General features: G+C 66.9%; 24 protein-coding genes. 14 read left to right on the top strand and 10 right to left on the bottom strand.

Annotated elements, in window-relative coordinates; all coding sequences use genetic code 11:
- Nucleotides 1-206: 206 nt before the first annotated feature.
- Nucleotides 207-710, bottom strand: coding sequence for a methylated-DNA--[protein]-cysteine S-methyltransferase (locus AU192_RS14915; RefSeq protein ID WP_064397478.1), 504 nt, complete (start codon nt 708-710; stop codon nt 207-209).
- 246 nt (nt 711-956) lie between these two features.
- Here AU192_RS14915 and AU192_RS14910 point away from each other — a divergent pair, with 246 nt between their 5' ends.
- A complete protein-coding gene (locus AU192_RS14910) occupies nt 957-1,523 on the top strand; it encodes a dihydrofolate reductase family protein (RefSeq protein ID WP_064397363.1) in 567 nt (188 codons plus the stop codon).
- Nucleotides 1,524-1,591: 68 nt separating this feature from the next.
- Here the strand turns inward: AU192_RS14910 and AU192_RS14905 are convergent, their stop codons facing one another.
- Nucleotides 1,592-1,954 (bottom strand): hypothetical protein, encoded by a 363-nt coding sequence (locus AU192_RS14905; protein ID WP_064397361.1) that lies wholly within the window; start codon nt 1,952-1,954, stop codon nt 1,592-1,594.
- 91 nt (nt 1,955-2,045) lie between these two features.
- Between AU192_RS14905 and AU192_RS14900 the strand changes: the two genes are divergently transcribed.
- A complete protein-coding gene (locus tag AU192_RS14900) occupies nt 2,046-2,750 on the top strand; it encodes a TetR/AcrR family transcriptional regulator (RefSeq protein ID WP_064397360.1) in 705 nt (234 codons plus the stop codon).
- On the opposite strand, the gene AU192_RS14895 is transcribed toward AU192_RS14900, so the two are convergent.
- Nucleotides 2,747-4,240, bottom strand: a complete 1,494-nt coding sequence (locus AU192_RS14895; protein WP_064397476.1) for a DNA-3-methyladenine glycosylase 2 family protein — start codon at nt 4,238-4,240, stop codon at nt 2,747-2,749. The two genes, AU192_RS14900 and AU192_RS14895, sit on opposite strands and share 4 nt — an antisense overlap.
- Nucleotides 4,241-4,426: 186 nt before the next feature.
- On the opposite strand from AU192_RS14895, the gene AU192_RS14890 reads away from it, so the two are divergent.
- The gene (locus AU192_RS14890) at nt 4,427-4,957 is read left to right on the top strand and encodes a hypothetical protein (RefSeq protein ID WP_064397358.1); all 531 of its coding nucleotides are present in this window, start codon (nt 4,427-4,429) and stop codon (nt 4,955-4,957) included.
- Nucleotides 4,958-4,972: 15 nt separating this feature from the next.
- On the opposite strand, the gene AU192_RS14885 is transcribed toward AU192_RS14890, so the two are convergent.
- Nucleotides 4,973-5,680 carry a TetR/AcrR family transcriptional regulator gene (locus AU192_RS14885; protein ID WP_064397356.1) on the bottom strand — a complete coding sequence of 236 codons (708 nt, stop codon included), beginning with the start codon at nt 5,678-5,680 and terminating at the stop codon, nt 4,973-4,975.
- 82 nt (nt 5,681-5,762) lie between these two features.
- On the opposite strand from AU192_RS14885, the gene AU192_RS14880 reads away from it, so the two are divergent.
- Nucleotides 5,763-7,214, top strand: a complete 1,452-nt coding sequence (locus tag AU192_RS14880) for a cytochrome P450 (protein WP_242656951.1) — start codon at nt 5,763-5,765, stop codon at nt 7,212-7,214.
- Nucleotides 7,215-7,252: 38 nt separating this feature from the next.
- Here AU192_RS14880 and AU192_RS14875 read toward each other — a convergent pair whose 3' ends face one another.
- Nucleotides 7,253-7,909: a TetR/AcrR family transcriptional regulator gene (locus tag AU192_RS14875; RefSeq protein WP_235630209.1), complete on the bottom strand. Its 657-nt coding sequence runs from the start codon at nt 7,907-7,909 to the stop codon at nt 7,253-7,255.
- A 64-nt stretch (nt 7,910-7,973) separates the two neighbouring features.
- Between AU192_RS14875 and AU192_RS14870 the strand changes: the two genes are divergently transcribed.
- Nucleotides 7,974-9,407 carry a carotenoid oxygenase family protein gene (locus tag AU192_RS14870; RefSeq protein WP_064397352.1) on the top strand — a complete coding sequence of 478 codons (1,434 nt, stop codon included), beginning with the start codon at nt 7,974-7,976 and terminating at the stop codon, nt 9,405-9,407.
- Between the two features lie 9 nt (nt 9,408-9,416).
- Nucleotides 9,417-10,697, top strand: a complete 1,281-nt coding sequence (gene glsA / locus AU192_RS14865; RefSeq protein WP_064397350.1) for a glutaminase A — start codon at nt 9,417-9,419, stop codon at nt 10,695-10,697.
- A gap of 1 nt (nt 10,698) precedes the next feature.
- Here the strand turns inward: glsA and AU192_RS14860 are convergent, their stop codons facing one another.
- Nucleotides 10,699-12,303: an adenylate/guanylate cyclase domain-containing protein gene (locus AU192_RS14860; protein ID WP_064397349.1), complete on the bottom strand. Its 1,605-nt coding sequence runs from the start codon at nt 12,301-12,303 to the stop codon at nt 10,699-10,701.
- A gap of 45 nt (nt 12,304-12,348) precedes the next feature.
- Here AU192_RS14860 and nucS point away from each other — a divergent pair, with 45 nt between their 5' ends.
- Entirely contained in the window at nt 12,349-13,020 is a 672-nt protein-coding gene (gene nucS, locus AU192_RS14855) for an endonuclease NucS (RefSeq protein ID WP_064397347.1), read from the top strand.
- Nucleotides 13,020-13,316, top strand: coding sequence for a hypothetical protein (locus AU192_RS14850; RefSeq protein WP_064397345.1), 297 nt, complete (start codon nt 13,020-13,022; stop codon nt 13,314-13,316). The genes nucS and AU192_RS14850 overlap by 1 nt, the downstream gene beginning before the upstream one ends.
- Here AU192_RS14850 and mce read toward each other — a convergent pair.
- On the bottom strand, nt 13,313-13,789 hold the full coding sequence (mce, locus tag AU192_RS14845; protein ID WP_064397344.1) for a methylmalonyl-CoA epimerase: 477 nt from the start codon (nt 13,787-13,789) through the stop codon (nt 13,313-13,315). The genes AU192_RS14850 and mce overlap by 4 nt on opposite strands.
- A gap of 83 nt (nt 13,790-13,872) precedes the next feature.
- On the opposite strand from mce, the gene AU192_RS14840 reads away from it, so the two are divergent.
- The 3 genes from AU192_RS14840 to AU192_RS14830 are packed head-to-tail and all read left to right on the top strand — an operon-like array spanning nt 13,873 to nt 16,389.
- Nucleotides 13,873-15,054, top strand: coding sequence for an acetyl-CoA C-acetyltransferase (locus AU192_RS14840; RefSeq protein WP_064397342.1), 1,182 nt, complete (start codon nt 13,873-13,875; stop codon nt 15,052-15,054).
- A 44-nt stretch (nt 15,055-15,098) separates the two neighbouring features.
- Nucleotides 15,099-15,482 carry a DUF3817 domain-containing protein gene (locus tag AU192_RS14835; protein WP_120275641.1) on the top strand — a complete coding sequence of 128 codons (384 nt, stop codon included), beginning with the start codon at nt 15,099-15,101 and terminating at the stop codon, nt 15,480-15,482.
- Between the two features lie 13 nt (nt 15,483-15,495).
- Nucleotides 15,496-16,389, top strand: coding sequence for a tetratricopeptide repeat protein (locus tag AU192_RS14830; protein ID WP_207544943.1), 894 nt, complete (start codon nt 15,496-15,498; stop codon nt 16,387-16,389).
- Between the two features lie 91 nt (nt 16,390-16,480).
- Here the strand turns inward: AU192_RS14830 and glgB are convergent, their stop codons facing one another.
- Both glgB and AU192_RS14820 read right to left on the bottom strand, forming a co-directional pair.
- Nucleotides 16,481-18,694, bottom strand: coding sequence for a 1,4-alpha-glucan branching protein GlgB (glgB, locus tag AU192_RS14825; protein ID WP_064397339.1), 2,214 nt, complete (start codon nt 18,692-18,694; stop codon nt 16,481-16,483).
- A 4-nt stretch (nt 18,695-18,698) separates the two neighbouring features.
- Nucleotides 18,699-20,783 (bottom strand): alpha-1,4-glucan--maltose-1-phosphate maltosyltransferase, encoded by a 2,085-nt coding sequence (locus AU192_RS14820; protein ID WP_064397337.1) that lies wholly within the window; start codon nt 20,781-20,783, stop codon nt 18,699-18,701.
- Nucleotides 20,784-21,003: 220 nt separating this feature from the next.
- Between AU192_RS14820 and glgP the strand changes: the two genes are divergently transcribed.
- The 3 genes from glgP to AU192_RS14805 all read left to right on the top strand — a co-directional run bounded on the left by glgP (nt 21,004) and on the right by AU192_RS14805 (nt 25,312).
- Nucleotides 21,004-23,628, top strand: a complete 2,625-nt coding sequence (glgP, locus tag AU192_RS14815) for an alpha-glucan family phosphorylase (protein ID WP_064397335.1) — start codon at nt 21,004-21,006, stop codon at nt 23,626-23,628.
- A complete protein-coding gene (locus AU192_RS14810; RefSeq protein WP_064397333.1) occupies nt 23,625-24,473 on the top strand; it encodes a virginiamycin B lyase family protein in 849 nt (282 codons plus the stop codon). Before glgP ends, AU192_RS14810 begins: the two co-directional genes overlap by 4 nt.
- A 104-nt stretch (nt 24,474-24,577) precedes the next feature.
- Nucleotides 24,578-25,312 (top strand): MspA family porin, encoded by a 735-nt coding sequence (locus AU192_RS14805; protein WP_369816255.1) that lies wholly within the window; start codon nt 24,578-24,580, stop codon nt 25,310-25,312.
- Here the strand turns inward: AU192_RS14805 and AU192_RS14800 are convergent, their stop codons facing one another.
- Nucleotides 25,313-26,752, bottom strand: coding sequence for a neutral zinc metallopeptidase (locus AU192_RS14800; protein ID WP_064397330.1), 1,440 nt, complete (start codon nt 26,750-26,752; stop codon nt 25,313-25,315).
- Nucleotides 26,753-26,790: the final 38 nt, after the last annotated feature.

Below are 26,790 nucleotides of genomic sequence, written 5' to 3'. Positions count from 1 at the left end.
CGGAAGCTAAGCCTGCCAGCGCCAATGATACTGCCCCACCCGGGCGGAAAAGTAGGACACCGCCGAACACAAATTAGCCCTGTGGCCCCCAATTCGATTGGGGGCCACAGGCATTTGTACGGCACGTACCTTCACCGGCGCCTGAATTCGCAGTGGCGCCCCGCGCTCTAACTGCCGTAATGAAAGTCGTGGCCGTGCCGGCCGATTCAGTCGAACAAGGTCAAGGCCGGCGAGACGCGACTCTTCTCCATATCGAGCAGCGCCCGCTTCCTATCGAGACCGCCCCCGTAGCCGGTGAGGCTGCCGTTGGCGCCGATCACCCGATGGCACGGCACGATGATGCCGATCGGGTTGTGTCCGTTGGCCAAACCAACCGCACGGAACGCACCGGCTGCTCCGATCTGGCGGGCGATCTCACCATACGAGCGTGTCTCACCATAGGGAATGGTCAGCAGTGCCGACCAGACCTTCCGTTGGAACGGCGTACCGACCATGTCGAGGTCCAAGTCGAATTCGGTGAGCTCACCGGCGAAGTAGGCCTCGAGCTGCTCGACCGCCTCCGGAAAGGCGTCATTGTCGGCTATCCAGCCTTCGCGACTGGGCTCATATGTCTGGTCGACCATCCGTAGGTGTCTCAGCCGCGTGTCCTTGCCCGCAAGGGTAAGCGGACCGACCGGGCTGTCGACAACGCGAAAGTGTATGGCTTCCATCGCCTCTCCTTTGGCGGCCACCGTCGGCCTGGCATACGACCGCCGATGCTGGCCACAGGTTCTCGCCGAAGCGGCCAGCCCCCTCGTGGTCAGCTCACCGCGCATCTCGTGCACCATCCCACGATGGCACGTGTCCACGGCTCAAGCTGGCGGAAATCCGACATCGTCGTCGCGAGCGCTCTCGGCGTCAGGACGACACGGTGTGGCATCGCGATGACTTCTGCCCCCCGGTGCAGTCTGATCTTCGTGGGCAGACTCATCTATGGCTTCAACGTGTCGGTGGACGGGTACATCGCGGACGCACACGGCAGCATCGACTGGTCCGATCCGAGCGAAGAACTGCACCAGTACTGGAACGACTTCGAGCGGCAGACCGTCTTGTCGTTCTATGGGCGGCGGCTCTACGAACTGATGTCTGCGTACTGGCCGACCGCCGACGAGGCGCCGGACGCGACACCGTTGATCGTCGACTATGCCCAAATCTGGCGCGATATGCCCAAGGTCGTGTTCTCGCGCACCCTGGCGTCCGTCGACTGGAACTCCCGCCTGGAGCGCGGCGACCCCGTTGAGGTGGTGACAAAGGTGAAGGCCGAAACCGACGGCAATTTGGAGGTCGCCGGTGCGACGCTGGCCGCACCGATCGTGCAGGCCGGTCTGGTCGACGAGTATCGGCTCGTGCTGGCGCCCACCGCTGTGGGCGGCGGCACCCCGTTCTTCCCGACACTGCCGTCCTGGATCTCGTTGAAGCTGTTGGAGAACCGCACCTTCGAGTGCGGCACGGTTTTGCTGCGCTACGAAGCCAAGAACGACTGATCGGACACGGCCAAAGGCCTGCGGTCGCGCGATGAGCGAGCTGTCGGTATCTCAGCCGCCAGAGGCGGTCAGCACCGAACCGTGACGTAGACCGTGCTGTAGCGGATGCGCTCCTGGGAACCGGTGGTACCGACGGGATCACGCACCGTGACGTCGTGTCCTTCGGCCACGCTGCTCACGTTGCACTGTGACAGCGGCGCTGTTCCCACGCGGTTGACGATCACCCTCTTACCCTGGCTCTCGAGGTTACGGATGGTGTCAATGGCGGTGCCCGGACCCGACGGCGCGGACTGCGCGACGTCGGCCAGGCCGACCGCCGAGAGCAGAACCGCCGCGGCCGCCACCGCGGAAAGCATCGACCGTCGTGCCAGTCGAGTCGCGGCGCCTTTGCCTTCGCTTCCGGTGTCTCGTCCGGTGTCGGTCGGTTCCATAGCCCGGCGCTCCGATCTGTTATCGATGGTATCGAATTAGTGATATCGCTGATGTTATCAGCAGAACTTCGAAAGTGCTATCGTCGATAACGTGCTGAAAACCGAACTCGAGCCGCGAGAGCGCATCCTTCGCGCGGCCGCCGACCTTCTGGCGAGGGAGGGGCGCGATGCGGTCACGACGCGCAGCGTCAGTGCTGCCGCGGCGGTGCAGCCGCCCACGATTTATCGGCACTTCGGTGATATGCGGCAATTGATCGGCGATGCCGCCAGCCTCGGCATGGTCGAGTACCTCACCGAGAAGCGAAGTCGACGCCTGACCGACGATCCGATCGAAGACCTACGAGGCGGGTGGGATTCACATATCGACTTCGGCGTGCGAAATCCACACGTCTACGCAGTGCTGTATGGAGACCCGCGGCCCAACGCCAGACCCAAGGCCGTGGTCGAGGGCGACGCGATCCTGCGCTATCTGATGCAGCGCATCGCCGAAGCCGGCCGCCTTCGCGTCGACGTCGACCGTGCCGCGGAGATGGTGCATTCGGCCTGTCGCGGTGTCGCGTTCACGCTGATCTCGCAACTACCCGAGGACCGTGACCCCGGGCTGTCGCATGCGACGCGAGAAGCCATCCTGGCGGCCATCACGACCGAAGGCTCCGACGACCCGTTCGGCGACACCCGTATCGCCACCCGCGCAATCGCCCTGAAATCCGTGCTGGAGTCGGCTGATACGAAAACCCTCAGCCCCACCGAAGCCGCACTGCTGCGAGAGTGGCTCGACCGTCTCGCGCGGAGCTAGACCGAGCCGCTCGCTTTCGGAGGCCAGTCGTTGACCGCATGATCGAGGGCGGTCCACAGGTGCTGCGTCACGTAGGACCGCCACGGTCGCCACCGGGTGCTGTGCTCGGTGAGCGCCCGCGCATCGGCGGGCAGACCCAGTTTTTCGGCCGCCATCCGCACGCCAAGGTCGGTGACCGGGAACGCGTCGGGGTCTCCCAACCCCCGCATGGCGATGATCTCCGCCGTCCACGACCCGATTCCGGGCAATGCCTGCAGCTGCCCACGCGCGCTGTTCCAATCGCAGCCGGCATCCAGCACCACGTCGCCGTCGGCCAATGCGCGGATCAGTGACGTCACGGACCGTTGTCTGGACTTCGGGAATGCCAAATGGGCGGGGTCGATCTCCGCGAGATGCTCGACGGTCGGAAAGACATGCGTCAGACCACCGTTCACATCGGTGATCGGTTGACCGTAAGCCGACGCGAGCCGGCCGGCATGCGTGCGCGCCGCCTTCACCGACACCTGTTGGCCGAGCACCGCTCGTAGGGCCAGTTCCTGTTCGTCCACGGTGCGTGGGATGCGCTGCCCCGGAGCCTTGGCGACCAAGGCACTCAGGTCGGCGTCGGCGCCGAGCGCATCGACGACCGCCTCGGGGTCGGCATCGAGGTCGAGCAACCGTCGGCAGCGGGCGATGGCCGTGGCGAGGTCGCGGAAGTCGTCGAGCGCGACGCGGCACTGCACATGGTCCGGCTGCGGTGTGAGGCAGACGATCCCGTTCCCGTTGGGCAGGCGCATGGTGCGGCGATAGGCGCCGTCGCGCACCTCTTCGACGCCCGGCACCGCACTGGCTGCCAGGTGCCCGAACAACCCCTCGTATGCGAACGGGGTGCGGACCGGCAGCCGTAGGGATATGGCGTCGGCACCGTCCTCGCTTCGGCCCATGCGCGTTCGCGCGCGGTGGCGCAATGCGGTGGGAGGTAGGTCGTACACCGTTCGGACGGTGTCGTTGAACTGGCGGATGCTCGAAAACCCTGATGCGAATGCGACGTCGCTGAACGCCAATTCGGTGGTCTCGATGAGCACCCGTGCCGTCTGCGAACGCTGCGCGCGCGCCAGCGCGAGCGGATTGGCGCCAACTTCTGCCTGCAGGAGGCGCTCGACCTGGCGGGTGGTGTAGCCGAGCTTGGCGGCCAGCCCGGTCACACCTTCGCGGTCGACGATGCCGTCGGCGATCAGCCGCATGGCTCGCGCAACGACGTCGCCACGGACATTCCATTCCGGGGAACCCGGCGAGGCGTCGGGTCGGCACCGCTTACAAGCGCGGAATCCGGCCTTATGGGCAGCCGCAGCGGTCGGATAGAAGCGCATATTGCGGGCGTACGGCGGGCGGGCCGGACAGCTCGGCCGGCAGTAGATCCCGGTGGTCAGCACCGCGGTGACGAACCAGCCGTCGAACCGGGCGTCCTTGGACTGGACGGCCCGGTAGCAGCGGTCGAAATCGTCGTACATGCCTCTCACCATTACACGCGGCCCCCGGCAGGACTGGCGGAAAACCGACATCGTCGTCGGAGGCTCATGAGTCGATGATCGAGACGGTTTGATCCAGCTAACGGGCCGGTTTCGGCGTGCTAACGATTCGAACCCGTTTGCCATTGTCAGGTGCGCTGATGCCGATGTCGTGGTGTCGTGGAAGCAATGTCGAATCGAGGGTGGGTTCTTGTCGGTGCCGTGGCCGCGTGCTCGGCCGCGGCTGCGTTCACCGTGCCCTCGGCCGTCGCCGCGCCGGCATCCGACACCCGCGGCTACGTCGACTCGACCGCGCGTTGTGCGGCGCCCTACTCGGCGGTGGTGTTCGGCAGCACCGCCACGTCGCGCGTGGCGATCTGCGAGACACCCAACGGCAGCTATGAATACCGCGGAGTGCGGTTGCGCGACGGCGCCAAACTGATCAAGACCGCCGAGAAATCGGGCAACACGTTCACGGTCGACAACGACGGAATCACCTACACCGTGTCCGAGGAATCATTGATCCTCGCGGCGGGGTCCCGCGTCATCCGCGACGAGGCGATGCTGGATTTCCACGAGGTCTCCGCGTCGAGTCCAGGGACGTCGCCGCCCGCATCGAACCCGGGGGCGTCGCCGCCCGCGGCGAGTTCGGCCCCCACGACATCGCAGAAGCCACTGCCACCACCGCTACCCGCGGAAGTGGGGCACGACGAGAGCTGAAGGGACCGCAGCCTCTCAGTCGGCGACGTCGGACACCCGGCTTGACGGGGCGGCTCCGGCTTCGTGATCATCTCCCAGGCGTCCTCGCGCGACTGCGGCGGCGCCGTCGCCGGTGATCAGCCACAGCGTGGTCAACTGAGAGATCAGCTCGTCGACGGTGATCGCCGCGGTGCCGTCGACGAAGGCCAGAACCGCATCGGCGGTGCCGCCGACCAGAAATGCCGGCGCGACCTTCGCCAGCGGGTCACGGGCGAGTTCGACGCCGTGCACCGTGCGCGCGTGCTCGATCAGCACCTCGGTAAGGCTGCGCATCACCGCAACGCGGTGCGCACGCAGACCCGGGGTCGCGGCCACTCCGCCCAGCAGGACCCGCGCCCGGCGCGGATCGTCGACCAAGCTGTGCACCAGCGCCGTGACGCACGCAAGAGCCTGCTGGTCAACGGGTTTCGTCTGTGTTTGGACAGCAGCGCCCACGGTTGCCTCGCGAACGGCCGTGGCGATGTCATCGATCACGGCGCCGGCCACTGCATCGACCTCGGTGAAACTCTCGTAGAAGTAGCGCTTGTTGAGGCCCGCGCCGGCGCACAAGCGCTCGACGGTCACATCGCGCCACTCGTCGCGGCTCATCGCCTCCAGGGCGGCCTCGAGCAGTCGCGACCGGCGCTGCTGCTGACGTTGCGCGCCGGAGACACCTCCGTAGCTGCGCGGTGACGACGAGGCCATGACTCAGATCGTCGCACCGTTGACAACGCTCCGACAAAACTGGCACGGTTACGTACCAGATATTCGACGAAGGGTTGGACCGATGATCAACCTCATGGACCCGCCGGCCTCCCTGCTCGATGCGCGACAACGGCTCCAGGGGCGGCTCCAGGAGGTCGGCGCGTCGGTCAGCGACCGGTGGCCGAGTCGCGACTGCCCGTTGGCGCCACCGCCTGCCGGGTCCGGGCTCGCCCCGGTAATGGGCAATTACGGCATGCCGTTCCTCGGCCACGTCCTGCCCACCCTGGTCGATCCGTTGGAGTTCGCCCGGCGCCGGTACGCGAAGTACGGCCCGGTGTCGTGGGCCGGCGGGGTCGGATTCCGGGTCGTCGTGTTACTGGGACCCGAAGCGCTCGAGGCGGCATGGGTCAACCGGGACAAGGCGCTGTCGAGCACCCGGGGATGGGCACCGGTGATCGGGCCCTTCTTCCATCGCGGCATCATGCTGCTTGATTTCGAGGAACACCGCGACCACCGGCGCATCATGCAGCGGGCGTTCACGCGCACCGCGCTCAACACGTATCTCACCGACACCGCCGACGGCATCGACCGCGCGTTGGCAACTTGGCGGCCGGCAGCCCGTTTTCCGATGTATCCATCGATCAAGCAGATGCTGCTGCAACAGGCCGCCGAGGTGTTCGTCGGCACCGAAATCGGCGTGGAGTCCGACCAACTCATCCGCGACTTCCACGACACCGTGCACGGCGGTCAGGCCATCGTCCGCGCCGATGTGCCCGGCGGGACCTGGGCGCGAGGACTGCGGGCGCGAGAACGCCTCGAGCGCTACTTCGGCAGGCAGATCGCGGACCGCCGTCGCCGCGAGGGCACCGATCTGTTCTCGATGCTGTGTCGCAGCGAATCCGACGACGGTCAACGTTTCACCGACGCCGACATCGTCAACCACATGATCTTCCTTTTGATGGCCGCTCACGACACCACGGCCATCGCCCTGGCCATGCTCGTCTACGAGCTGGGGCGAAACATCCACTGGCAGAGCATCCTTCGTGACGAGGCCGTCGCCCATCCGATCGATTCGCCCACCCTCGACGACCTGGAACAGTTCCCCTTGCTGGATGCCGCGTTCAAGGAAGTGCTGCGCATGTATGCCCCGGCGGGATCGCTGTTCCGCCAGGCGATTCGCGACACGGAGATCTGCGGGCACTACATACCGCGCAAGGCCCAGATCGCCATTAGCGTGCACGCCTCGATGCGGCTGGCCGACTGGTGGCCCGCGCCCGACACGTTCGACCCTTCGCGGTTCACCGACGCGACCAACCGCGCGGCGGTCAACCGGTATGCGTTCGCGCCCTTCGGGGGTGGCGCCCACAAGTGCATCGGCCAGCAGTTCGCCGATATGACGGTCAAGACGGTGATGCACAAGCTGTTGCGCCGCTTCCGCTGGAGTGTGCCCGACGGTTACCGCGTCCCGCTCACGTGGGGGACCGGGCCCACGCCCGCCGACTCGCTGCCGATCGAGCTCGAAACGCTCGCTTGAGATTTCGGTCGTGCACGGCAGCCGGCCCCGCGTGATGGCTACGGCCCGAGCAGGGTCGTCATAGCGGTCGTCAGCGAAGCCATCGTGCGGTCCCGCTCGTCACCAAGTCCGACCAGCGTGTCGACGGTCAACGGACCGAGGATCTGAGTCAGGCCGTGCCCCTCGTGCCCGAAGAACCCGGCGATCTCCAGCAGCACCGCACCGTGGCTGATGCTCCACAGCCGCCCCGCGACGGCCGCTTCCCCGTCGTCGCGGATGCGCCCGGCCTCGATCATCCGGCGCACGCCGGTGAGCAGTGCATCGAACGACACCGCCCACTCGCTTCGGGCGCTGGCGCTGCCGGTGACCGTGAGGTCGGCGTGGTACCGGTTCAACGACTCGGCCGCGGTGCCGAACATCATCTGGTAGCGCTGGGGGTTCTGCAGCGCGAATTCGCGGTAGCGAGCGCCCATCACGAAGAAGTCCGCGACGGGGTCCTCGGTCGGTGTCACCTCGGTCAGGGCCCGCGTGAAGCGGGCGAACGACTCGCCGGCGATCGCGTCGATCAAACCCGACATGCCCCCGAAGTGGGTGTACACCGCCATGGTGGAGGTACCGGTTTCGGCGGCCAACTTGCGCGCGCTGAGGGCGGCCAGACCGTCGCGTTCGAGGATGCGGATGCCGGTCTCGACCAGGTGCTCCCGAGCGCCGCTCACCCTTGCCATCGTGCCATAACGGTGTTATACAAAGGACCTCATAACACTGTTATAGGGATGTCCGATGACGAACCGTTACCTCGAAGGCGCCTTCGCACCGATTCATGACGAGCACACGCTGACCGACCTCGAGGTCACCGGGACTATTCCTGAGCACCTCGACGGTCGTTATCTGCGCAACGGGCCGAATCCGATCGGGGAGCTCGATCCCGAGCTGTACCACTGGTTCATCGGAGACGGCATGGTGCACGGCATCCGGATCCGCGACGGCAGGGCGGAGTGGTACCGCAACCGGTGGGTCCGTGGCCCGCAGACCGCGCGGGCCCTGGGAGAGCGGCCGCCGAACGGACACTTCCCGATCTCGGGAATCGGCGCCAACACCAACGTCATCGGGCATGCCGGCAAGACGATCGCGCTGATCGAGTCCGGCGTGACGAACGTCGAACTCACCGACGAGCTCGACACCGTCGGCGCATGCGATTTCGACGGGACGCTGACCGGCGGTTACACCGCGCATCCGAAGCGTGACCCGGACACCGGTGAGCTGCACGCCGTCTCGTACAGCATGTACCGCGGCAACACGGTGCAGTACTCGGTAATCGACACCGGCGGACGCGCGCGACGCACGGTCGACGTAGAGGTCGCGGGAAGCCCGATGATGCACGACTTCTCGCTGACCGAGAATTACGTCGTGTTCTACGACCTGCCGGTGACCTTTGACGCCGGTATGGCAGTGGAGATGACGGTTCCGCGCGGTCTTCGGTTCGTCTCCCGGCTGGTGTTGTCGGCCCTCATCGGCCGGGTCCGCATCCCCGACCCGATCAGCGCGCGGCAACCGCGGGGCGAAACCACCGATCGCCGCTTCCCGTACTCGTGGAACCCGCGGTATCCGGCGCGCGTGGGCGTGATGCCACGCGAGGGCGGCAACGCCGATGTGCGGTGGTTCGACGTCGAACCCTGCTACGTGTTCCATCCGATGAACGCCTACGACGACGGCGACACCATCGTGCTCGACGTCGTGCGTCACCCGAAGATGTTCGACACCAACCAGCTTGGCCCCGACGAGGGACCCCCAACGCTCGACCGCTGGACGGTCGATCTCGCCGACGGGAAGGTCCGCGAATCGCGCATCGACGATCGCGGTCAGGAGTTCCCCCGTGTCGACGAACGCCGCGTCGGTCGACGCCACCGCTACGGATATGCGCCGAGTATCCGCGGTGGTGAAGCCGCCGACGTCCTGCTCAAGCACGACTTCATCGGCGGTGCAACGCAGTCGCGGTCGTTCGGTGATGGAAAAGTGCTCGGGGAGTTCGTCTTCGAACCGTCGTCACGGGATGCGGCAGAGGACGACGGCGTGTTGATGGGCTACGTCTACGACCGCCGGACCGACCGCAGCGAGCTGGCGTTGCTCGATGCGCAGACACTGGAGGACGTCGCGACCATCCGGCTGCCGCACCGTGTGCCCGCGGGGTTCCACGGAAACTGGGTACCGTCCTAGGATTGCGCCATGGCCGAACTGGTGCAGCGGTTCCTGGACCAGATTCGGCAGCAGCACGCCGACAACGACGAAGGTGCACTGGCCGACTACATCCCCGAACTGAGATCGGTCGACCCCAACGGCTTCGGCCTGTCGTTGTCCATGGCCGACGGCCACGTCTACGAATCCGGCGACACGACAATCGAATTCACCATCCAGTCGATATCGAAGCCGTTCACCTACGCGCTCGCGCTCGAGCGCATCGGCATGGAAGCCGTCGACGCCAAGATCGGCGTCGAACCCTCCGGCGAGGCGTTCAACCAGATCAGCGTCGACGAAACCACCAAGACACCGAAGAACCCGATGATCAACGCCGGTGCGATCGCCGCGGCCTCGCTGATACCCGGCGCCACCGCCGAGGAGCGGTTCAACCAGATTCACGAGTTCTACTCGGCGTTCGCGGGCCGCGAACTCGCAATCGACCACGACGTCTACGGCTCGGAGCAGGCGACCGGTAGCCGCAACCGCGCGATCGCCTACATGCTGCAGAGTTTCGGCGTACTCGACGGCGATCCCGACGAGACTCTCGACGTCTACTTCCGGCAGTGCTCGATCAAGGTGACCACCACCGATCTGGCGAGAATGGCCGCGACGCTCGCCCGCGGGGGCGTCGAGCCGCTGGCGGGACGGCGCGTGGCCAGTGCGGCGGTCGTGCAGCGCACGCTGAGCGTGATGGTCACGTGCGGGATGTACGACGCGGCGGGGGATTGGGCGAGTGCGGTCGGCATGCCCGCCAAGAGCGGTGTCGGCGGCGGGATCGCGGCGGTGCTGCCCGGCCAGCTCGGAATCGGCGTCTACTCACCGCTGTTGGACGCCAAGGGCAACAGCGTGCGTGGGACCGAGGTGTGCCGAAGCCTGTCGGCCGATCTCGGTCTGCACTTCCTCGCGCACACCCGCGAGTCGCGGTCGACGATTCGTAACGCGTACGACGTCAGACCGGGTGTGCGGGTATTCGAACTGCACGGCGACCTGCTGTTCGCCGGCGCCGAGCAGGTGCTGCGCAGGGTGTACTCCGAGCGCGAAGCATTCGACGTCGCGATCCTCGAGTTGTCCCGCGTCGACGACGTCGACGACGCGGCGCGCCGCATGTTCGCGGGCATGCGCGAATCGCTCGTGGCCGCGGGCAAGGAGGGCTACGTGGTCGATCCCGACCGGTTGCTGACCGCGAGCCATACCAAAGGCTTCGACGCCAGGGTGTACGGCACGCTCGAGGACGCGCTGAGCGTCACTGCGAAACCTGCGCACCGGTGACTCAGGCGGGTAGGGCCAAAGTCGTCGGCTCGTCGTGGCCCCGCAACGTCACCTCGTCGCCCAAACGCCAGTGGGCGCGCTCGGTTTCGCTCGCGCCGGACACCGCATCGGAGCTGGCCAGTACGTGGCCGGGAGTTTCCTTGGCCAGTTCACACAGCCGTGCGGCCTCGTTGACGGGCTCGCCGATGACGGTGTACTCGAAACGTTCTCGGGCGCCGACGTTGCCCGCCACCGCTTCGCCGGCGGCGACCCCGATGCCGGCATCGAACTCGGGCACCTCTTCGTGTATGCGCCGCGCGATCGCACGTGCGGCGGCCAGCGCCGAATCCTCCGGGTTCTCCAGACGCACCGGAGCCCCGAACACCGCGAGCGCACCGTCACCCTCGAACTTGTTGACGAAGCCGTGGTGGCGATCCACTTCCTCGACGACGACCGCAAAGAACCGGTTGAGAAGGCCGACGACCTCGGTCGCGCGCTTGGACGTGACCAGCTTCGTCGACCCGATGATGTCGACGAAAATGACCGCGACATGACGCTCCTCGCCGCCGAGCTTGGGCCGTTGCTTCTCGGCCTCGGCGGCGACCTCCCGGCCGACGTGGCGCCCGAAGATGTCGCGCAGGCGTTCACGTTCCTTGAGCCCGTGCACCATCTTGTTGAACCCCCGCTGTAGCTCTCCGAGTTCGGTGCCGTCGAAAACGACGAGACTGCAGTCCAGATCGCCCTCCTCGACGTGCTTGAGAGCCGAGCGCACAACTCGGACCGGGGTGGCGATGAGCCACGACAGCAGCCACATCAGGGTCAGCCCGAAGGCGAGGGCGATCACCGCGATGATCATCACGGCTACCGCGAACTGGGTAGCGGTGAGGTTCCGCAGCGCCAGTGTGAACACCGCGAGCAGAAGGATGCCGAGCACCGGCACCCCGGAAGTAAGCAGCCAGACCGTCATGGTGCGGCCCATGACGCCGTGCGCCAATCGTCGCGGGGGGCGACCGGCCTCGAGCGCCTGAGCGGCGATCGGGCGCAGAGCGAACTCGGTGACCATGTAGCAGGCGGTCGCCACCACGATGCCGGGAAAGCCCACCGCGAGCAGGAACCGGGGAATGAACGCGGAATCCTGCATCCCGTACAGCACGGTCAGCAGCACCGTGCCGATGCCCCACAACAGCAGGAGCTTCTTGGCCACTCGCCACGGAGCGAGGAACACATTGCGCTGGTCTTCTCGGGTGGGTGGCCGCTCCTCGATGGCCCACCGCAGCGAGCCGACGGTGCGTGAAGTGATCCACGTCGTGCCGAAGATCAGTGCGACAACCATGTAGGCAGGCACGACGCCCCAGGTCAGCCATGCGGGCGCGTCGGTGAAGACACTGGGCACCGGGATGGCGACCCCGTTGAGCAGCAGCGAGACCGCGATGCCGAGGATGTTGATGAACAGGATGAAGAACGTCAGGATCAGCTGGATACGGACGCGTCGGCGCCCCTGACTTTCCTCCGGCCTGCCGAGTAACCACGACCCGTATTCCGGGGTGCCGGTCAGCCGCGCACTCTGGCGGGTCACCGTCTCCAGGACGCGACCCAGCCGATGTGCGACGCTCCTGTTGGCGGTCATCGTCCCCTCAGCCTAAATTGCCGGGCGTCCACCTAAGGTGGTCGGGTGCGTCTCGTGATCGCCCAGTGCACTGTCGACTACGTCGGACGCCTGACCGCTCACCTGCCTTCGGCGCGGCGACTGCTGCTGATCAAGGCGGATGGTTCGGTGAGCGTGCACGCCGACGACCGTGCCTACAAACCGCTGAACTGGATGACCCCGCCGTGTCGCCTGACCGAGGACACCTCCGGCCCGACGCCCGTATGGGTGGTCGAGAACAAGGCCGGTGAGCAACTGCGCATCACCGTCGAAGCCATCGAACACGACTCCAGCCACGAACTCGGCGTCGATCCCGGCCTGGTCAAGGACGGCGTCGAGGCGCATCTGCAGGAGTTGTTGGCCGAGCACGTCGAATTGCTGGGGGCGGGTTACACGCTGGTCCGGCGCGAATACATGACTGCGATCGGACCGGTCGACCTGTTGTGTCGCGACGCCAACGGCGGGTCGGTTGCGGTCGAGATCAAGCGCCGCGGCGAGATCGACGGGGTGGAGCAGCTCACCCGTTATCTCGAGCTGCTCAACCGCGACAGCCTGCTGGCCCCGGTCGCCGGAGTCTTCGCCGCCCAGCAGATCAAGCCGCAGGCCCGCACGCTGGCCACCGACCGCGGGATCCGCTGCGTCACGCTGGACTACGACAAGATGCGTGGCATGGACAGCGACGAGTTCCGGCTGTTCTGATGGCCCGCAAGCGGTCTCGTCGGCGTTCCGAGCGGCCGCCACCGCCGCTGCCTGCGTCCCGACGCGTCGAGACCGGGCCGGACGGCTACGACTACGAGGTGCGTCCGATCGCCGCCGCGCGGGCCACCAAGACGTACCGGTGTCCGGGGTGTGATCACGAAATCCGGCCTGGGACGGCACATGTCGTGGTGCTTCCGGCCGATATGGGGGAGCGAGCCGCCGACGAACGTCGGCACTGGCACACGCCGTGCTGGACGCACCGCGCCACGCGCGGCCCGACCCGCAAGTGGTCTTAGTGGTCGCCGTCCGCAGCGGGCTCGACGAGCTCGACGAGAACGCCGCCGGCGTCCTTGGGATGAATGAAGTTGATCCGCGAGTTCGCGGTGCCGCGGCGCGGGGCGTCGTAGAGCAGTCGCACGCCGTCGGCGCGGAGACGCTCGCTGAGCGCGTCGATGTCGCTGACGCGATAGGCCAGTTGCTGAAGACCGGGGCCCCGCTTGTCGATGAACTTGGCGATGGTCGAGGTCTCGTCCAGCGGCGCCATCAACTGAATCTGCGCGCTGCCGACCGGGGCGCCACGCACCGAGAGCATCGCCTCGCGCACCCCCTGGTCCTCGTTGATCTCCTCGTGAAGAACGATCATGCCGAGATGATCGTGGTACCACTTGATCGCGGCGTCGAGGTCCGGAACGGCGATCCCCACGTGATCGATCGCCGTCACCAGTGCGCTGGCGAGCGCTGGACGTGCGTCTACGTGTTCGGTGGTCATAACGTAACGGTAACCTTGAGACAGATGTTTGTGGAATGTGTCATGGAACACAGATCGCTATACCCACTTTTTGGAGGTAGTAAATGACCACGTCGGTGATCGTTTCCGGGGCGCGCACACCGGTCGGCAAGCTGATGGGCTCGCTGAAGGACTTCTCTGGCAGCGACCTCGGCGCGATCGCGATCATGGCGGCGCTCGAGAAGGGCAAGGTCGACGCGGCCGCCGTCGAGTACGTGATCATGGGCCAGGTCCTCACCGCGGGCGCCGGGCAGATGCCGGCCCGGCAGGCCGCCGTCGGGGCGGGTATCGGCTGGGACGTTCCCTCGCTGACCATCAACAAGATGTGCCTGTCGGGTATCGACTCGATCGCGCTGGCCGACCAGCTGATCCGCGCCGGGGAGTTCGACGTCGTCGTCGCCGGCGGCCAGGAATCGATGACCCGGGCGCCGCACCTGCTGATGAACAGCCGGTCGGGCTACAAGTACGGCGACGTCACCGTGCTCGATCACATGGCCTACGACGGTCTGCACGACGTGTTCACCGACCAGCCGATGGGCGCGCTCACCGAGCAGCGCAACGAGGTCGACCAGTTCACCCGCGCCGAACAAGACGAGTTCGCCGCCCGGTCCCACCAGAAGGCCGCAGCCGCTTGGAAAGACGGTGTCTACGCCGACGAGGTGGTGCCGGTGCAGATCCCGCAGCGCAAGGGCGACCCGCTGGAGTTCGCCGAGGACGAAGGCATCCGCGCCAACACCACCGTCGAGTCGCTGGCCGGTCTGAAGCCGGCATTTCGCAAGGACGGGACCATCACCGCCGGGTCGGCCTCGCAGATCTCCGACGGTGCCTGCGCCGTCGTCGTGATGAACAAGGCCAAGGCCGAGGAACTGGGGCTGTCGTGGTTATGTGAGATCGGTGCGCACGGCGTCGTCGCAGGCCCGGACTCCACGCTGCAGTCGCAGCCGGCCAACGCCATCAAGAAGGCGGTTGAGCGCGAGGGCATCTCGGTCGACCAGCTCGACGTCATCGAGATCAACGAGGCGTTCTCCGCGGTCGCGCTGGCCTCGACGAAGGAGCTCGGAGTCGATCCCGACAAGGTCAACGTCAACGGCGGCGCGATCGCCATCGGACATCCGATCGGGATGTCGGGCGCCCGTATCACGTTGCATGCGGCGCTCGAGCTGGCCCGGCGCGGTTCGGGCTATGCGGTGGCGGCGCTGTGCGGGGCGGGCGGTCAGGGTGATGCGCTGATCCTCCGCGCGCGCTGAGCGCCTACGACGTCGTGTAGTAATCGACACGTGTTTCGGGCACAATGGCGGCCATGACCCGCCTGCTGAACCAGCGCACCGTCGCGAGATGGTTTCGATTCGTCGCCTTGCTCGAGGCGGTGAGCTGGGTCGGCCTGCTGGTGGGCATGTACTTCAAGTACCTCGGCACCCCGCGCACCGAGATCGGCGTCAAGGTGTTCGGGCCCGCCCACGGAGCCGTCTTCGTGGCGTTCGTCGCGCTCGGGCTGCTCGCGGCCGTGATGTTCAAATGGGCGACCGGTACGTGGTTGCTGGGGATCGTCGCGAGCATCGTGCCGCTCGCCAGTGTGGTCTTCCTCATGTGGGTGGAGCGCACCGGCCGGCTGGGAGCGGAGTCCGTCGTCGCGCCGATCGCGCAACCGGGGCAGCCGGTCGGTGAATCGACGTGACAAACTTATGGGCGTGAGTCGTCCACGCCCTTCTATCGCGGCCTCGATGGCCGGTGCGGTTGATCTGTCCGCCCTCAAGCAGCGGCCCTCGACGGGTGATAGCGAATCGTCGGCGCCCGCCGGTGGAGTGGAAGTCACCGAGGCGAACCTCGAAGCCGAGGTGCTGGTCCGGTCCAATCAAGTTCCCGTCGTGGTGCTGCTGTGGTCACCGCGTAGCGATGCCAGCGTCCAAGTGGGTGATGCCCTCGGTCAACTGGCCACAGCCGACGGCGGGAAATGGGCGTTGGCGACGGTCAACGTCGACGTCGTCCCCCGAGTGGCGCAGATGTTCGGTGTGCAGGCGATCCCGACCGTGGTCGCGCTGGCCGCCGGACAACCCCTGTCGAGTTTCCAGGGCATGCAGCCCCCCGAGCAGTTGCGCCGGTGGATCGACTCGCTGCTGAACGCGGTCGCCGGCAAGTTGTCCGGCGGGGCCGAGGAGGGGGAGCCCGAAGAGGTCGATCCCGAACTCGCGCAAGCCCGTTCGCACCTGGACGCCGGTGACTTCGACGCCGCGCGCACCGCGTACCAGGCGATTCTGGACGCCAACCCCGGTCACGCCGAAGCCAAGGGCGCCGTCCGCCAGATCGATTTCCTGCAGCGGGCCACCACCCGGACGCCCGACGCGATCGCCGCCGCCGACGCGGACCGCGGCGACATCGAGCTGGCGTTCGCCGCCGCCGACGTCGAGGTCCTCCAGCAGAACATCGCGGCGGCCTTCGACCGGCTCATCGACCTCGTCAAGCGGACGTCCGGCGACGACCGCACCACCGTGCGTACGCGACTGATCGAGCTGTTCGACCTGTTCGATCCGGCCGATCCCGAGGTCATCGCCGGTCGGCGCAAGCTGGCCAACGCGCTGTACTGACCTTCGACTCCTTTCGTCGAAGCCGACGAATTGGCGGTTTCTCGTTGTGTTTTTCCGCCATTGCGTCGGTTTCGGCGCAACCTGGCGTCCCCTACTCGGCGACGTATTCGAACCAGAGCGCGGACAGCGGGGGCAGCACCATGACCGCCGACGCCGGACGTCCGTGCCACGGCTCGTCGGTCGCCTCCACCGCACCGTAGTTACCGATGCCCGACCCGTTGTAGATGTCGGCGTCGGTGTTGAGCACCTCGCGCCAGGTGCCTGCGTGCGGTAAGCCCAGGCGATAGCGGGAGTGCTCGGCGCCGGAGAAGTTGAACACGCACGCCAGCACGGAGCCGTCGTCGCCGTAGCGCAGGAAGCTCAGCACGTTGTTGGCCGAATCGTTGGCGTCGATCCAGCTGTAGCCCTCGGGTCGGGTGTCTTGGGACCATAGCGCCCGCCGGGTTCGGTAGACGGTGTTCATGTCGTGCACCATGCGCTGGATGCCGGTCGAGAAGCTGTTCTCGTCGAGCTGATACCAGTCGACGCCGCGCTCCTCGGACCACTCGGCGCGCTGACCGAACTCCTGGCCCATGAACAGCAGCTGCTTGCCTGGATGCGCCCACTGATACGCCAGCAGGCTGCGCAGCCCGGCGGCCTTGTTGTGGTCGTTGCCCGGCATCCTGCCCCACAGCGTGCCCTTGCCGTGCACGACCTCGTCATGGCTGATCGGCAGCACATAGTTCTCGCTGAACGCGTAGAGCATCGAGAAAGTGATCTCGTGGTGGTGATAGCTGCGGTGGATCGGATCGCGCTTGATGAACTCCAGCGTGTCGTTCATCCAGCCCATATTCCACTTCATCGAGAAGCCAAGGCCGCCAAGGTTCGTCGGCCTGGTCACGCCGGGCCACGAGGTGGACTCCTCGGCGACCGTCACGATGCCGGGGGCGGCCTTATGTACGGTCGCGTTCATCTCCTGAAGGAACTGCACGGCTTCGAGGTTCTCGCGACCGCCGTAGATGTTCGGGGTCCACCCACCTTCGGGGCGCGAGTAGTCGAGGTAGAGCATCGAGGCGACCGCATCCACCCGCAGGCCGTCGATGTGATACTCCTGCAGCCAGTACAACGCGTTGGCCACCAGGAAGTTGCGCACCTCCGCACGGCCGAAATCGAAGACGTAAGTGCCCCAATCCAATTGCTCGCCGCGGCGGGGATCGGAGTGCTCGTAGAGCGCGGTGCCGTCGAAACGGCCGAGCGCCCAGGCGTCCTTCGGGAAGTGGGCGGGCACCCAGTCCATGATCACGCCGATGCCGGCCTGATGCAGCGTGTCGACGAGGTGGCGGAACTCGTCAGGGGTGCCCAGCCGCGACGTCGGCGCGTAATACGAGGTGACCTGATAACCCCACGAGCCGCCGAACGGATGCTCGGCCACGGGCATCAGCTCGACATGGGTGAACCCGTTCTCGACAATGTATTCGGTGAGCTGGGTGGCCAGTTCGCGATAGCTCAGGCCCGGACGCCACGACATCAGGTGCACCTCGAGGGTGCTCATCGGTTCGAACACCGGGTTCTGGGCCGCGCGGCGCGTCATCCACTCGTCGTCGACCCACGTGTAGTCGCTGCGGGTCACCTTCGAGGCGGTCTTGGGCGGCACCTCGGTCGCGAACGCCATCGGGTCGGCGCGCTCGCTGACCGAACCGTCGGCGCCGTGGATGCGAAACTTGTACAACCCGCCGATCTCGAAGCCCGGCCAAAACACCTCCCACACGCCGGTCGACCCGAGCACACGCAGCTGGGCTTCGTTGCCGTCCCAGTGGTTGAACTCGCCGATCAGGCTGACGCCCTTGGCGTTCGGAGCCCACACCGCGAACGAGACACCGTCGACGACGCCGTCGGGGGTGGTGTAGCTGCGGGGGTGTGCGCCGAGGATCTCCCACAGCCGCTCGTGGCGGCCCTCGGAGAACAGGTGCAAGTCGACCTCGCCGAGCGTGGGCAGGAACCGGTACGCGTCGGCCACCGTGTGCACCTGGGTCGAGCCATCGCCGCCGGAGTAGTGCACCTCGAGCCGATAGTCGGCCAGCCCGGTGAACGGCAACGCGACCGCGAACAGCCCGGATTCGATGTGCTGGAACGCATACCGCTCACCGCCGACGACCGCGACCACCTCGACGGCATGGGGCCGGTAGGCGCGGATCACGGTGTGGTCGTCGTACTCGTGGGCACCGAGCACCGAATGCGGGTCGTGGTGCTCGCCGGCCAGCAGCCGGTTGAGGTCCGCGGTGTGCGGCCGAAGATGTGGGCTGCTCGCTTGTTTGGTCTGCGTCATGTCGTCACTCCCTACGCAGCAGATTGAGTCGTTGGTCTGCGGGCACCTGCGGCATGTTCAACACGTGTGCCACCGCACGCACCGGGTCCAGGCGCACGTAATTGGACTGTCCCCATTGATATTCGTCGCCGGTGATCTCGTCGCGGACCCAGAACCGGTCGTAGGGCTCCATCCCGAGGGCGGGCATGTCCAGCCACAGCGTGGCCTCCTCGGGTCCGAAGGGGTTGAGCGTGACCACCACCAGCACCTGGTCTCCGGTGGCGGGATCGAACTTGCTGTAGGCCAGCAGCGCGTCGTTGTCGGCGTGGTGGAACGTGATGGTGCGCAACTGGTGTAGAGCGGGGTGCAGTCGACGGATCTCGTTGAGCCGGGTGATGAACGGCTCCAGCGATTCACCGTCGGCGAGCGCCGCGTCGAAGTCGCGGGGCCGCAGCTCGTACTTCTCGGAGTTGAGGTACTCCTCGCTGCCTTCCCGGACCGCACGGTGTTCGTACAGTTCGAATCCCGAGTACATCCCCCATGCCGAACTCATCGTCGACGCCAGCACCGCGCGGATAGCGAACATCCCGGGTCCTCCGTGCTGCAGGCTTTCGTGCAGGATGTCGGGCGTGTTGACGAACAGGTTCGGGCACGCGTAGTCGGCGTGTTCGGCGATCTGTTGGCCGAACTCGGTGATCTCCCACTTGGCGGTGCGCCAGGTGAAGTACGAATACGACTGTGTGAAGCCCAGTTTGGCCAATCCGTACAGCCGTGCGGGACGGGTGAACGCCTCGGAGAGGAACAGCACGTCGGGGTGCTCGTTCTTCACCTGGCCGATCAGCCAGGCCCAGAAGTTCGGCGGCTTGGTGTGGGGGTTGTCGACCCGGAAGATCTTGACGCCGTGCGAGATCCAGTGACGTACCACCCGCAGCACCTCTTCGTAGAGCCCGGCGGGGTCGTTGTCGAAGTTCAGCGGGTAGATGTCCTGGTACTTCTTCGGGGGGTTCTCCGCGTAGGCGATGGTGCCGTCGGGCAGCACGGTGAACCACTCGGGGTGTTCCTTGGCCCAGGGATGGTCGGGGGCGCACTGCAGCGCGAGGTCGAGCGCCACCTCCATGCCGTCGTCACGAGCCGCGGCGACGAAGTCGTCGAAGTCGTCGATCGTGCCCAGGTCCGGATGGACCGCGTCGTGGCCGCCCTCGTCGCTTCCGATGGCCCACGGCGAGCCGACGTCGTTGGGCGCGGCGGTGACGCTGTTGTTGCGGCCCTTGCGGTGCACCTTGCCGATCGGGTGGATCGGCGGGAGGTAGACGACGTCGAAGCCCATCCGGGCGATGCGGGGCAGCGCCTTGGTGGCGGTGGCGAAGGTGCCGTGCACCGGGTTGCCCTTGGCGTCCCAGCCGCCGGTCGAGCGGGGGAAGAACTCGTACCATGCGGTGAACCGCGCCTCGGGGCGGTCGACCCAGACGCCGTACTGCTCGCCGCGGGTCACCAACTCGCGCAGCGGATACTCGTCGAGCAGGCGGGTGACCTCCGGTGCCAGCGCAGCGCCGGCACGAGTGAACGGATCGCCCGGCTGGCGCAGCCGGGCCGCGGCCTCGATCAGCGGATAGCGATGCTGACGCGGCACACCGGTCGAGGCGCGCTCCAGCAGCCGGGCTCCGACCAGCAGGTCGTTTGACAGCTCCGATTCGCTCTGACCCGCGTCGAGCTTGGCGGTGACGCTCTTGCGCCAGGTCGCCACCGGATCACCCCAGCCGTCCACCCGGAACGTCCACAACCCGGGGCAGTCGGGGGTGAACGCACCGTGAAAGACGTCGGGAGTCCGCCCCGTCGTCATCGGCAGATGCTGCGGCTTCTTGCGCGGCGTAGCGCCGAGCACGGTTTCGATCGGCACCGCTTCGGCGGTCACCAGCCCCGGCGGATCGTCGGCGAGCTGGGGATATGCCGTGCCGTGGTAGCGCACCACCAGGGTCGCGGCGACCGCGTCGTGGCCTTCGCGCCAAACGGTGGCCGCAACCGGAACGATTTCGTCGACGACCGCCTTTGCGGGGTACCGCCCCTCGGAGACGACAGGCGCGACGTCATCGATCTCGATTCGACCGGCCACCTATCACTCCTCCTTTTGGCGCGGCCGCCGAAGTGCTCTGCCGGCACCGCCGGCGTGGCCGCTGCGTTGTCTTGGTCGCGTTCACAGTCAAGATGAATAAGCCTCGTCGCGCCCTATACCCACGTTAGTGCGCAGCCCAACCCGAAGCGGGCCAAGCAGTCCGACCGGGCGCCCTGCGAGCCGCCGGATTGTCAGTAATGTTGTTCCGCGTGATAGCCCGATGAAAGCGCTGAGAAGGTTCACCGTCCGAACGCATCTGCCCGACCGGCTGGCTGCGCTCGAACGGTTGTCGATCAACCTGCGCTGGTCCTGGGACCGACCGACCCAGGATCTGTTCGAGACGATCGACCCCGAGCTGTGGAAGCGGGTCGGCTGCGATCCTGTCGGCCTGTTGGGGCAGGTCAGTCCGCAGCGCCTGGATGCGCTCGCCGGTGACGAGGAGTTCTTGCGCCGCCTCGACGGGCTGGCCGCCGATCTCGACGACTACCTCAACCGGCCGCTGTGGTACCAGCAGGAGCTCGAACACGGTGTCCAACTGCCCAACGGCATCGCGTACTTCTCGATGGAGTTCGGGGTGGCCGAGTCCCTCCCGAACTACTCGGGGGGCCTGGGCATCCTCGCCGGCGACCACCTCAAAGCCGCGTCGGATCTGGGCCTGCCGCTGATCGCGGTCGGGCTGCTCTACCGTTCGGGTTACTTCCGCCAGTCGCTGACCGCCGATGGCTGGCAGCACGAGAGCTATCCGGCCCTGGACCCGCAGGGGCTGCCGCTTCGGCTGCTCACCGACCGCGACGGGCAACGAGTTCTCGTCGCCGTGGCGATGCCGAGCGAGAACGGTTACGACAGTCACCTGCAGGCGCGGGTGTGGATCGCCCAGGTGGGCCGAATTCCATTGCTGCTGCTGGATTCCGACGTCCCGGAGAACGACCACGACCTGCGTGGTGTTACCGACCGGCTCTACGGCGGCGATCAGGAGCACCGGATCAAACAGGAGATTCTCGCCGGTGTGGGCGGGGTGCGGGCGATCCGCGCATTCATCGAGCTGGAAGGCCGGCCCTCGCCCGAGGTGTTCCACATGAACGAGGGACATGCCGGCTTCCTCGGTGTGGAGCGCATCCGGGAACTCATCGACGCCGGCCTCGACTTCGACACCGCGCTGACGGTGGTGCGGTCCTCGACGGTGTTCACCACGCACACCCCGGTACCCGCGGGGATCGACCGGTTCCCAGTGGAGATGGTGCGCCGGTACTTCGGCGGTTCGACCGACGGCCCTTCGGGTGCGATGTCGCGGCTGCTTCCGGGCCTTCCGCTCGATCGCATCATCGCGTTCGGCGAGGAGGACGACCCGACCAAGTTCAACATGGCCCACATGGGGCTGCGCCTGGCGCAGCGCGCCAACGGTGTCTCGATGCTGCACGGCAACGTCAGCAGGCACATGTTCAACGAGCTGTGGCCGGGTTTCGATCCCGGCGAGGTGCCGATCGGATCGATCACCAACGGTGTGCACGCGCCGACCTGGGCGGCGCCGCAGTGGATGGAGCTCGGGCGCGAACTGCTCGGCAGCGAGGACCTCACCAGTGCGCGCGAACCCGCGGTGTGGGGCCGCCTGCAGCAGGTCGACACCGGCCACCTGTGGTGGATCCGCTCGCAGCTGCGCGAGCAGCTCATCGAGGACGTGCGCGCCAGGCTGCGCCGTTCCTATCTGGAACGCGGCGCGGCGGAAGCCGAATTGGGCTGGATCGCAACGGCTTTCGATCCCGACGTGCTGACGATCGGGTTTGCGCGACGGGTACCGACCTACAAGCGCCTGACGTTGATGCTGCGCGACCCCGAACGGTTGGAGCGGCTGCTGCTCGACGACGAGCGGCCGATCCAGCTCATCGTCGCGGGCAAGTCCCACCCCGCCGACGACGGCGGCAAGACCCTGATCCAGCAGGTGGTGAAGTTCGCGGACCGGCCCGAGGTCCGGCACCGGATCGCCTTCTTGCCCGACTACGACATGTCGATGGCCCGCCAGTTGTACTGGGGATGCGACGTGTGGCTCAACAATCCGCTGCGGCCGTTGGAGGCGTGCGGCACGTCGGGCATGAAGAGCGCGCTCAACGGCGGGCTGAACCTGTCCATCCGCGACGGGTGGTGGGACGAGTGGTACGACGGCGAGAACGGGTGGGAAATCCCCACTGCCGACGGTCTGGCCGACGAGAACCGGCGTGACGACCTCGAGGCGGCCGCACTGTATGACCTGCTGGAGGCGACGGTGACGCCGAAGTTCTATGACCGCGACGAGCGTGGCGTTCCGGCGCGGTGGGTGGAGATGGTGCGGCACACGCTGATCGTGTTGGGTCCCAAGGTGCTGGCGTCGCGGATGGTGCGTGACTACACCGAGAAGTACTACGCGCCGGCGGCGCAGTCTCTTCGACGGACCGTCGAACCCGGCGATGATGGTGAACCGTTCGGCGCCGCAAGGGATCTGGCCGGCTACCGGCTGCGTGCCCAGGAATCGTGGCCCAAGATCCAGATCACCGACGTCGACAGCTACGGGCTGCCCGACACCCCGCTGCTGGGTTCGGAGCTCACGTTGACCGCCACCGTGTACCTGGCGGGCCTGCGCCCCGAAGAGGTTGCCGTGCAAGCGGTGCTGGGTCGCGTCGACGCGAGCGATCAACTCGTCGAACCGGTGACGGTGCCGATGACGCACACAGGGACCGCCGACGCCGGCAGGGACGTGTTCTCCGTGACCGCCCCGTTGCCCGTCGCCGGGCCGGTGGGTTACACCGTGCGCGTCCTGCCGCACCACCCCCTGCTGGCGGGCGACAACGAGCTCGGCCTCGTCACGCTCGCGTGACACAAGCGCTCAAGGTCGCGCTCGACGGCGGGCCCTACGGGATCGCGGCAGGTCCGGACGGCGCGCTCTGGGTGACGCTGGTGCACCACGGCGCGATCGCGCGGGTCACCGACAGCGGCGAGGTCGCGACGTATCCCGTGGCGGCGGACTGCCGGCCGTCGCTCATCACCGCGGGCCCCGACGGAGCGCTGTGGTTCACCCGCAACGGCGACGACCACATCGGCCGCATCACCACCGCCGGCCAAGTGAGCGCATTCGAACTCCCTGCGGGAAGCGCTCCATACGGCATCACGGCGGGCCCCGACGGGGCGCTGTGGTTCACGGCGATGGGCTCCGGAGTGGTCGCCCGGATGTCGACGGACGGTGAGGTTTCGAAGGTCCACCCGGTCGGCGGTGCGCCGTCGATGATCGTCACGGGTCCCGACGGCGCGCTGTGGTTCACGCTGAACCAGGCCGGCGCCGTCGGCCGCCTCACCCTCGGCGGCGACCTGACCATCCGCGAAACACCCACTGCCGCTTCGGGTCCCGTCGGCATCACAGCAACCCACGACGACGCCGTGTGGTTCACCGAGATCGTCGCCGAACGCCTCGGCCGGGTACCGATCGACGATGCCATCCAGGAAATCGACCTGCCCGGCAAGCCGCATGCGGTGATCGCCGATCCCAGCGACGGCGTGTGGGTGACGCTGTGGGGCTCCAGCCAGCTCGCCCGCGTCGGCGGCGACGGTGACATCGTGACGATCGACCTGCCGCCGGGCAGTGAACCGCACGGGCTCGCGCTGGACGACGATGGCGCCGTCTGGGTCGCCCTGGAAGCCGGTCACGTCTTGCGAATGCCGACCTGACCAGGCAATCGGAACGATTCTGGGAGCATCCGCACGCGTCGCACATCGGGCGCGGTAGGTTCCCAAGCGTTGCTAACGACGGAGGGTGGCCAGTGACGATTGGGATTGTGCTGCGGCGAGGCCTCACCGTGATCACGGTCGCGGGGGTGCTCGGCAGTTTGGGCGCCGCATCCGCGTCGGCCGATCCGGAGGCCGAGCCTGTCGTGGCCGAAGTGCCCGCCGAAGGGGCGCCCCCTCCGCCGCCGCCTCCGGACGGCGCCGTCGAATCCACCCCGCCCGCGGTGACCGAGACACCCGACGGTTGGCGCCTGGAAATGAGCGCCGAGAAAGAGACCCAGGCACCGACACCTCCGCTGACGACCGCACTGTCGTCGCGCGAATATGTCGTCGGAGGCACCTATAAGGGTCGGCTGATCGGCCCGGGGGGAGGCGAAGCGCCGGAGGGCAGCCTGGAAGTCGGTTACGAGATCGGCTGCGGCATCGACATGAGCACCTCGAACGGCGTCTCGCTGACCGGCACCGCAGGCATCAACCCGTCCATCGGGCTTCTGGGGCTCACCGTGGTCGGTGGTGGAGAGGACTTCGGAATCCTGCCGAGCCTCGGCGGCAATGTCGGGGGCGGTATCACCGTGGGCCTCAAACCGGGTCTGGTCAACGTGGTGCCGGTGACGAAGAAGAAGTTCACCGGCGCGGAGCCATGGGTGATGGTGAGCAACTTCCGGGTCAAGATCGACGGCTGCGTCGGCGAGTCCTTCATCCGTTCGTATGCGTACCTCAGCCACTCCACCGACCAGTCCGAGGCGATCGTCGCCTGGTACGGCGTGACGAAAAAGATCTGATCAGTCGAAGCGCTTGAAGCAGCGTTCGGTGTCCCCGAGGACGCCGACGCGGAACGCATCGATGCGGGAGAAGCCCGACGGCACCGATTCGCCGTTGACGTCGCTGGCCACCAGGCCGTTCATCAAGATGCCCGACACGGCTTCGTCGACGTCGCCTGCGGTCAGCGCGACGGTGTTGCCGTCCGCGGTGGTCACGCTCTTCGAGAGTTTGGTGGTGGCGACACCGGTCAGGCATGCCGTGCGCAGCGCGGCCTCGGCGTTGTCCAGAGCGACACCGCCGTGCTCGTTCTGGATCGCCTGCATGTACCGCGACACCAGTATCGAGTACGCGGTGTTGTCACCGGTGGCCAAGCTGACCGGGTCCTCGATGTCGGACTGGGCGCCCATCACCGCCAGCTCGTCGAGGTCGACGGCGATGGTGTTGGTCGCCGGGCAGTAGGACACCGGCGGACTCGGTCGCGCGTTCGCGCACTGCGGGGGGTCGAAGCTGCGCTGCGGTGGGTTGGCGGGTGTGAAGAGGATGTCCATCGCGTCCATGACGGCGCGCACCGACTCTTCGGAGACCGGCCATTCACCGGTCTCGTCCTCTTGCAGGAGCACCGGCAGATCGCCCCGGCGTTGGCCGATCTCGCGCATGTCGATGGCCGCGCAGGCCGACGGGCCGTCGGTGAAGCCGAACTGGAAGGCCGACAGGCGTTCGAACGCCGAACCGTGTTCGTCGACGCCGACCTCGGGGTCGTACTCGCTCAACAACGGATCCCGGAACGCGATGACGGACGCCAACACGTTGTTGAGCCCTTCGCCGGTCGACAGCGTGAACCGCGGCGAGTTGTCTTCTGCGACCCAGCGCATGTAGGCGCCCGCCAGACAGTCGGCCTGTTGTTCGGACACCAGCGTCGGGGTGTCGTCGTCGACCAGGCCCGCCTGCCTCTGCACGGCGTGGCCGTATTCGTGGGCGAGCACCATCGTCACTCCCATGTCGCCGAACTCCTGCCGCAGGCTGGGCAGGAGCTCGCCGCGATCCCATCCGATGGTGTTGTCGGTGGTGCAGTAGCCGGCGTTGACCAAGGCGTAGGTGTCGGTGTCGCAGAACCCGGTGCTGTCGAATCCGTTGGCGTCCCAGGAATAGACGCGGTCGACCGGCTTGAACCGGCCGTCGAACGCGGCGCCGTAGGCGCCTTCCCAGAACTGTTCGATGTCGCTGATCGCCTGGCGGGCCAGCTCGTCGGAGTCACTCCCGTTGGTGCCCACCACCACTCGCGTCGGATCGCGCGGGTCCGGCCGTAAACCGGTGGGGCCGTCGGTCGCAGGCATGCCTGCGACACGGAACGGATCGTTGAACACCGATACGGGTTCGCCGCGAAGCGTTGTGGTGCATCCGGTGATGACGAGCACCGCCGACATCGCGGTCACGGCGCCCCACACGTGTCGTCGATTCATGGACGCCGCCTTTCGCGTCGAGGCGGCCGCAGGGCGCG

The sequence above is a fragment of the Mycobacterium lehmannii genome, from assembly GCF_001499925.1.
In the GTDB taxonomy this organism is placed as follows: domain Bacteria; phylum Actinomycetota; class Actinomycetes; order Mycobacteriales; family Mycobacteriaceae; genus Mycobacterium; species Mycobacterium lehmannii.
Note: the sequence above shows the minus strand (reverse complement) of the source record. Positions and strands in the feature narration are given on the sequence as shown.

Coding starts and splice junctions, on each gene's coding strand:
- AU192_RS14885 (WP_064397356.1), bottom strand. CDS start 5,680: ATGGCCTCGTCGTCACCGCGCAGCTACGGAGGTGTCTCCGGCGCGCAA.
- AU192_RS14870 (WP_064397352.1), top strand. CDS start 7,974: ATGACGAACCGTTACCTCGAAGGCGCCTTCGCACCGATTCATGACGAG.
- glgP (WP_064397335.1), top strand. CDS start 21,004: ATGAAAGCGCTGAGAAGGTTCACCGTCCGAACGCATCTGCCCGACCGG.
- AU192_RS14800 (WP_064397330.1), bottom strand. CDS start 26,752: ATGAATCGACGACACGTGTGGGGCGCCGTGACCGCGATGTCGGCGGTG.
- AU192_RS14905 (WP_064397361.1), bottom strand. CDS start 1,954: ATGGAACCGACCGACACCGGACGAGACACCGGAAGCGAAGGCAAAGGC.
- AU192_RS14915 (WP_064397478.1), bottom strand. CDS start 710: ATGGAAGCCATACACTTTCGCGTTGTCGACAGCCCGGTCGGTCCGCTT.
- mce (WP_064397344.1), bottom strand. CDS start 13,789: ATGACCACCGAACACGTAGACGCACGTCCAGCGCTCGCCAGCGCACTG.
- glgB (WP_064397339.1), bottom strand. CDS start 18,694: ATGACGCAGACCAAACAAGCGAGCAGCCCACATCTTCGGCCGCACACC.
- AU192_RS14850 (WP_064397345.1), top strand. CDS start 13,020: ATGGCCCGCAAGCGGTCTCGTCGGCGTTCCGAGCGGCCGCCACCGCCG.
- glsA (WP_064397350.1), top strand. CDS start 9,417: ATGGCCGAACTGGTGCAGCGGTTCCTGGACCAGATTCGGCAGCAGCAC.
- AU192_RS14835 (WP_120275641.1), top strand. CDS start 15,099: ATGGCGGCCATGACCCGCCTGCTGAACCAGCGCACCGTCGCGAGATGG.
- AU192_RS14895 (WP_064397476.1), bottom strand. CDS start 4,240: ATGTACGACGATTTCGACCGCTGCTACCGGGCCGTCCAGTCCAAGGAC.
- AU192_RS14890 (WP_064397358.1), top strand. CDS start 4,427: ATGTCGAATCGAGGGTGGGTTCTTGTCGGTGCCGTGGCCGCGTGCTCG.
- AU192_RS14860 (WP_064397349.1), bottom strand. CDS start 12,303: ATGACCGCCAACAGGAGCGTCGCACATCGGCTGGGTCGCGTCCTGGAG.
- AU192_RS14880 (WP_242656951.1), top strand. CDS start 5,763: ATGATCAACCTCATGGACCCGCCGGCCTCCCTGCTCGATGCGCGACAA.
- AU192_RS14840 (WP_064397342.1), top strand. CDS start 13,873: ATGACCACGTCGGTGATCGTTTCCGGGGCGCGCACACCGGTCGGCAAG.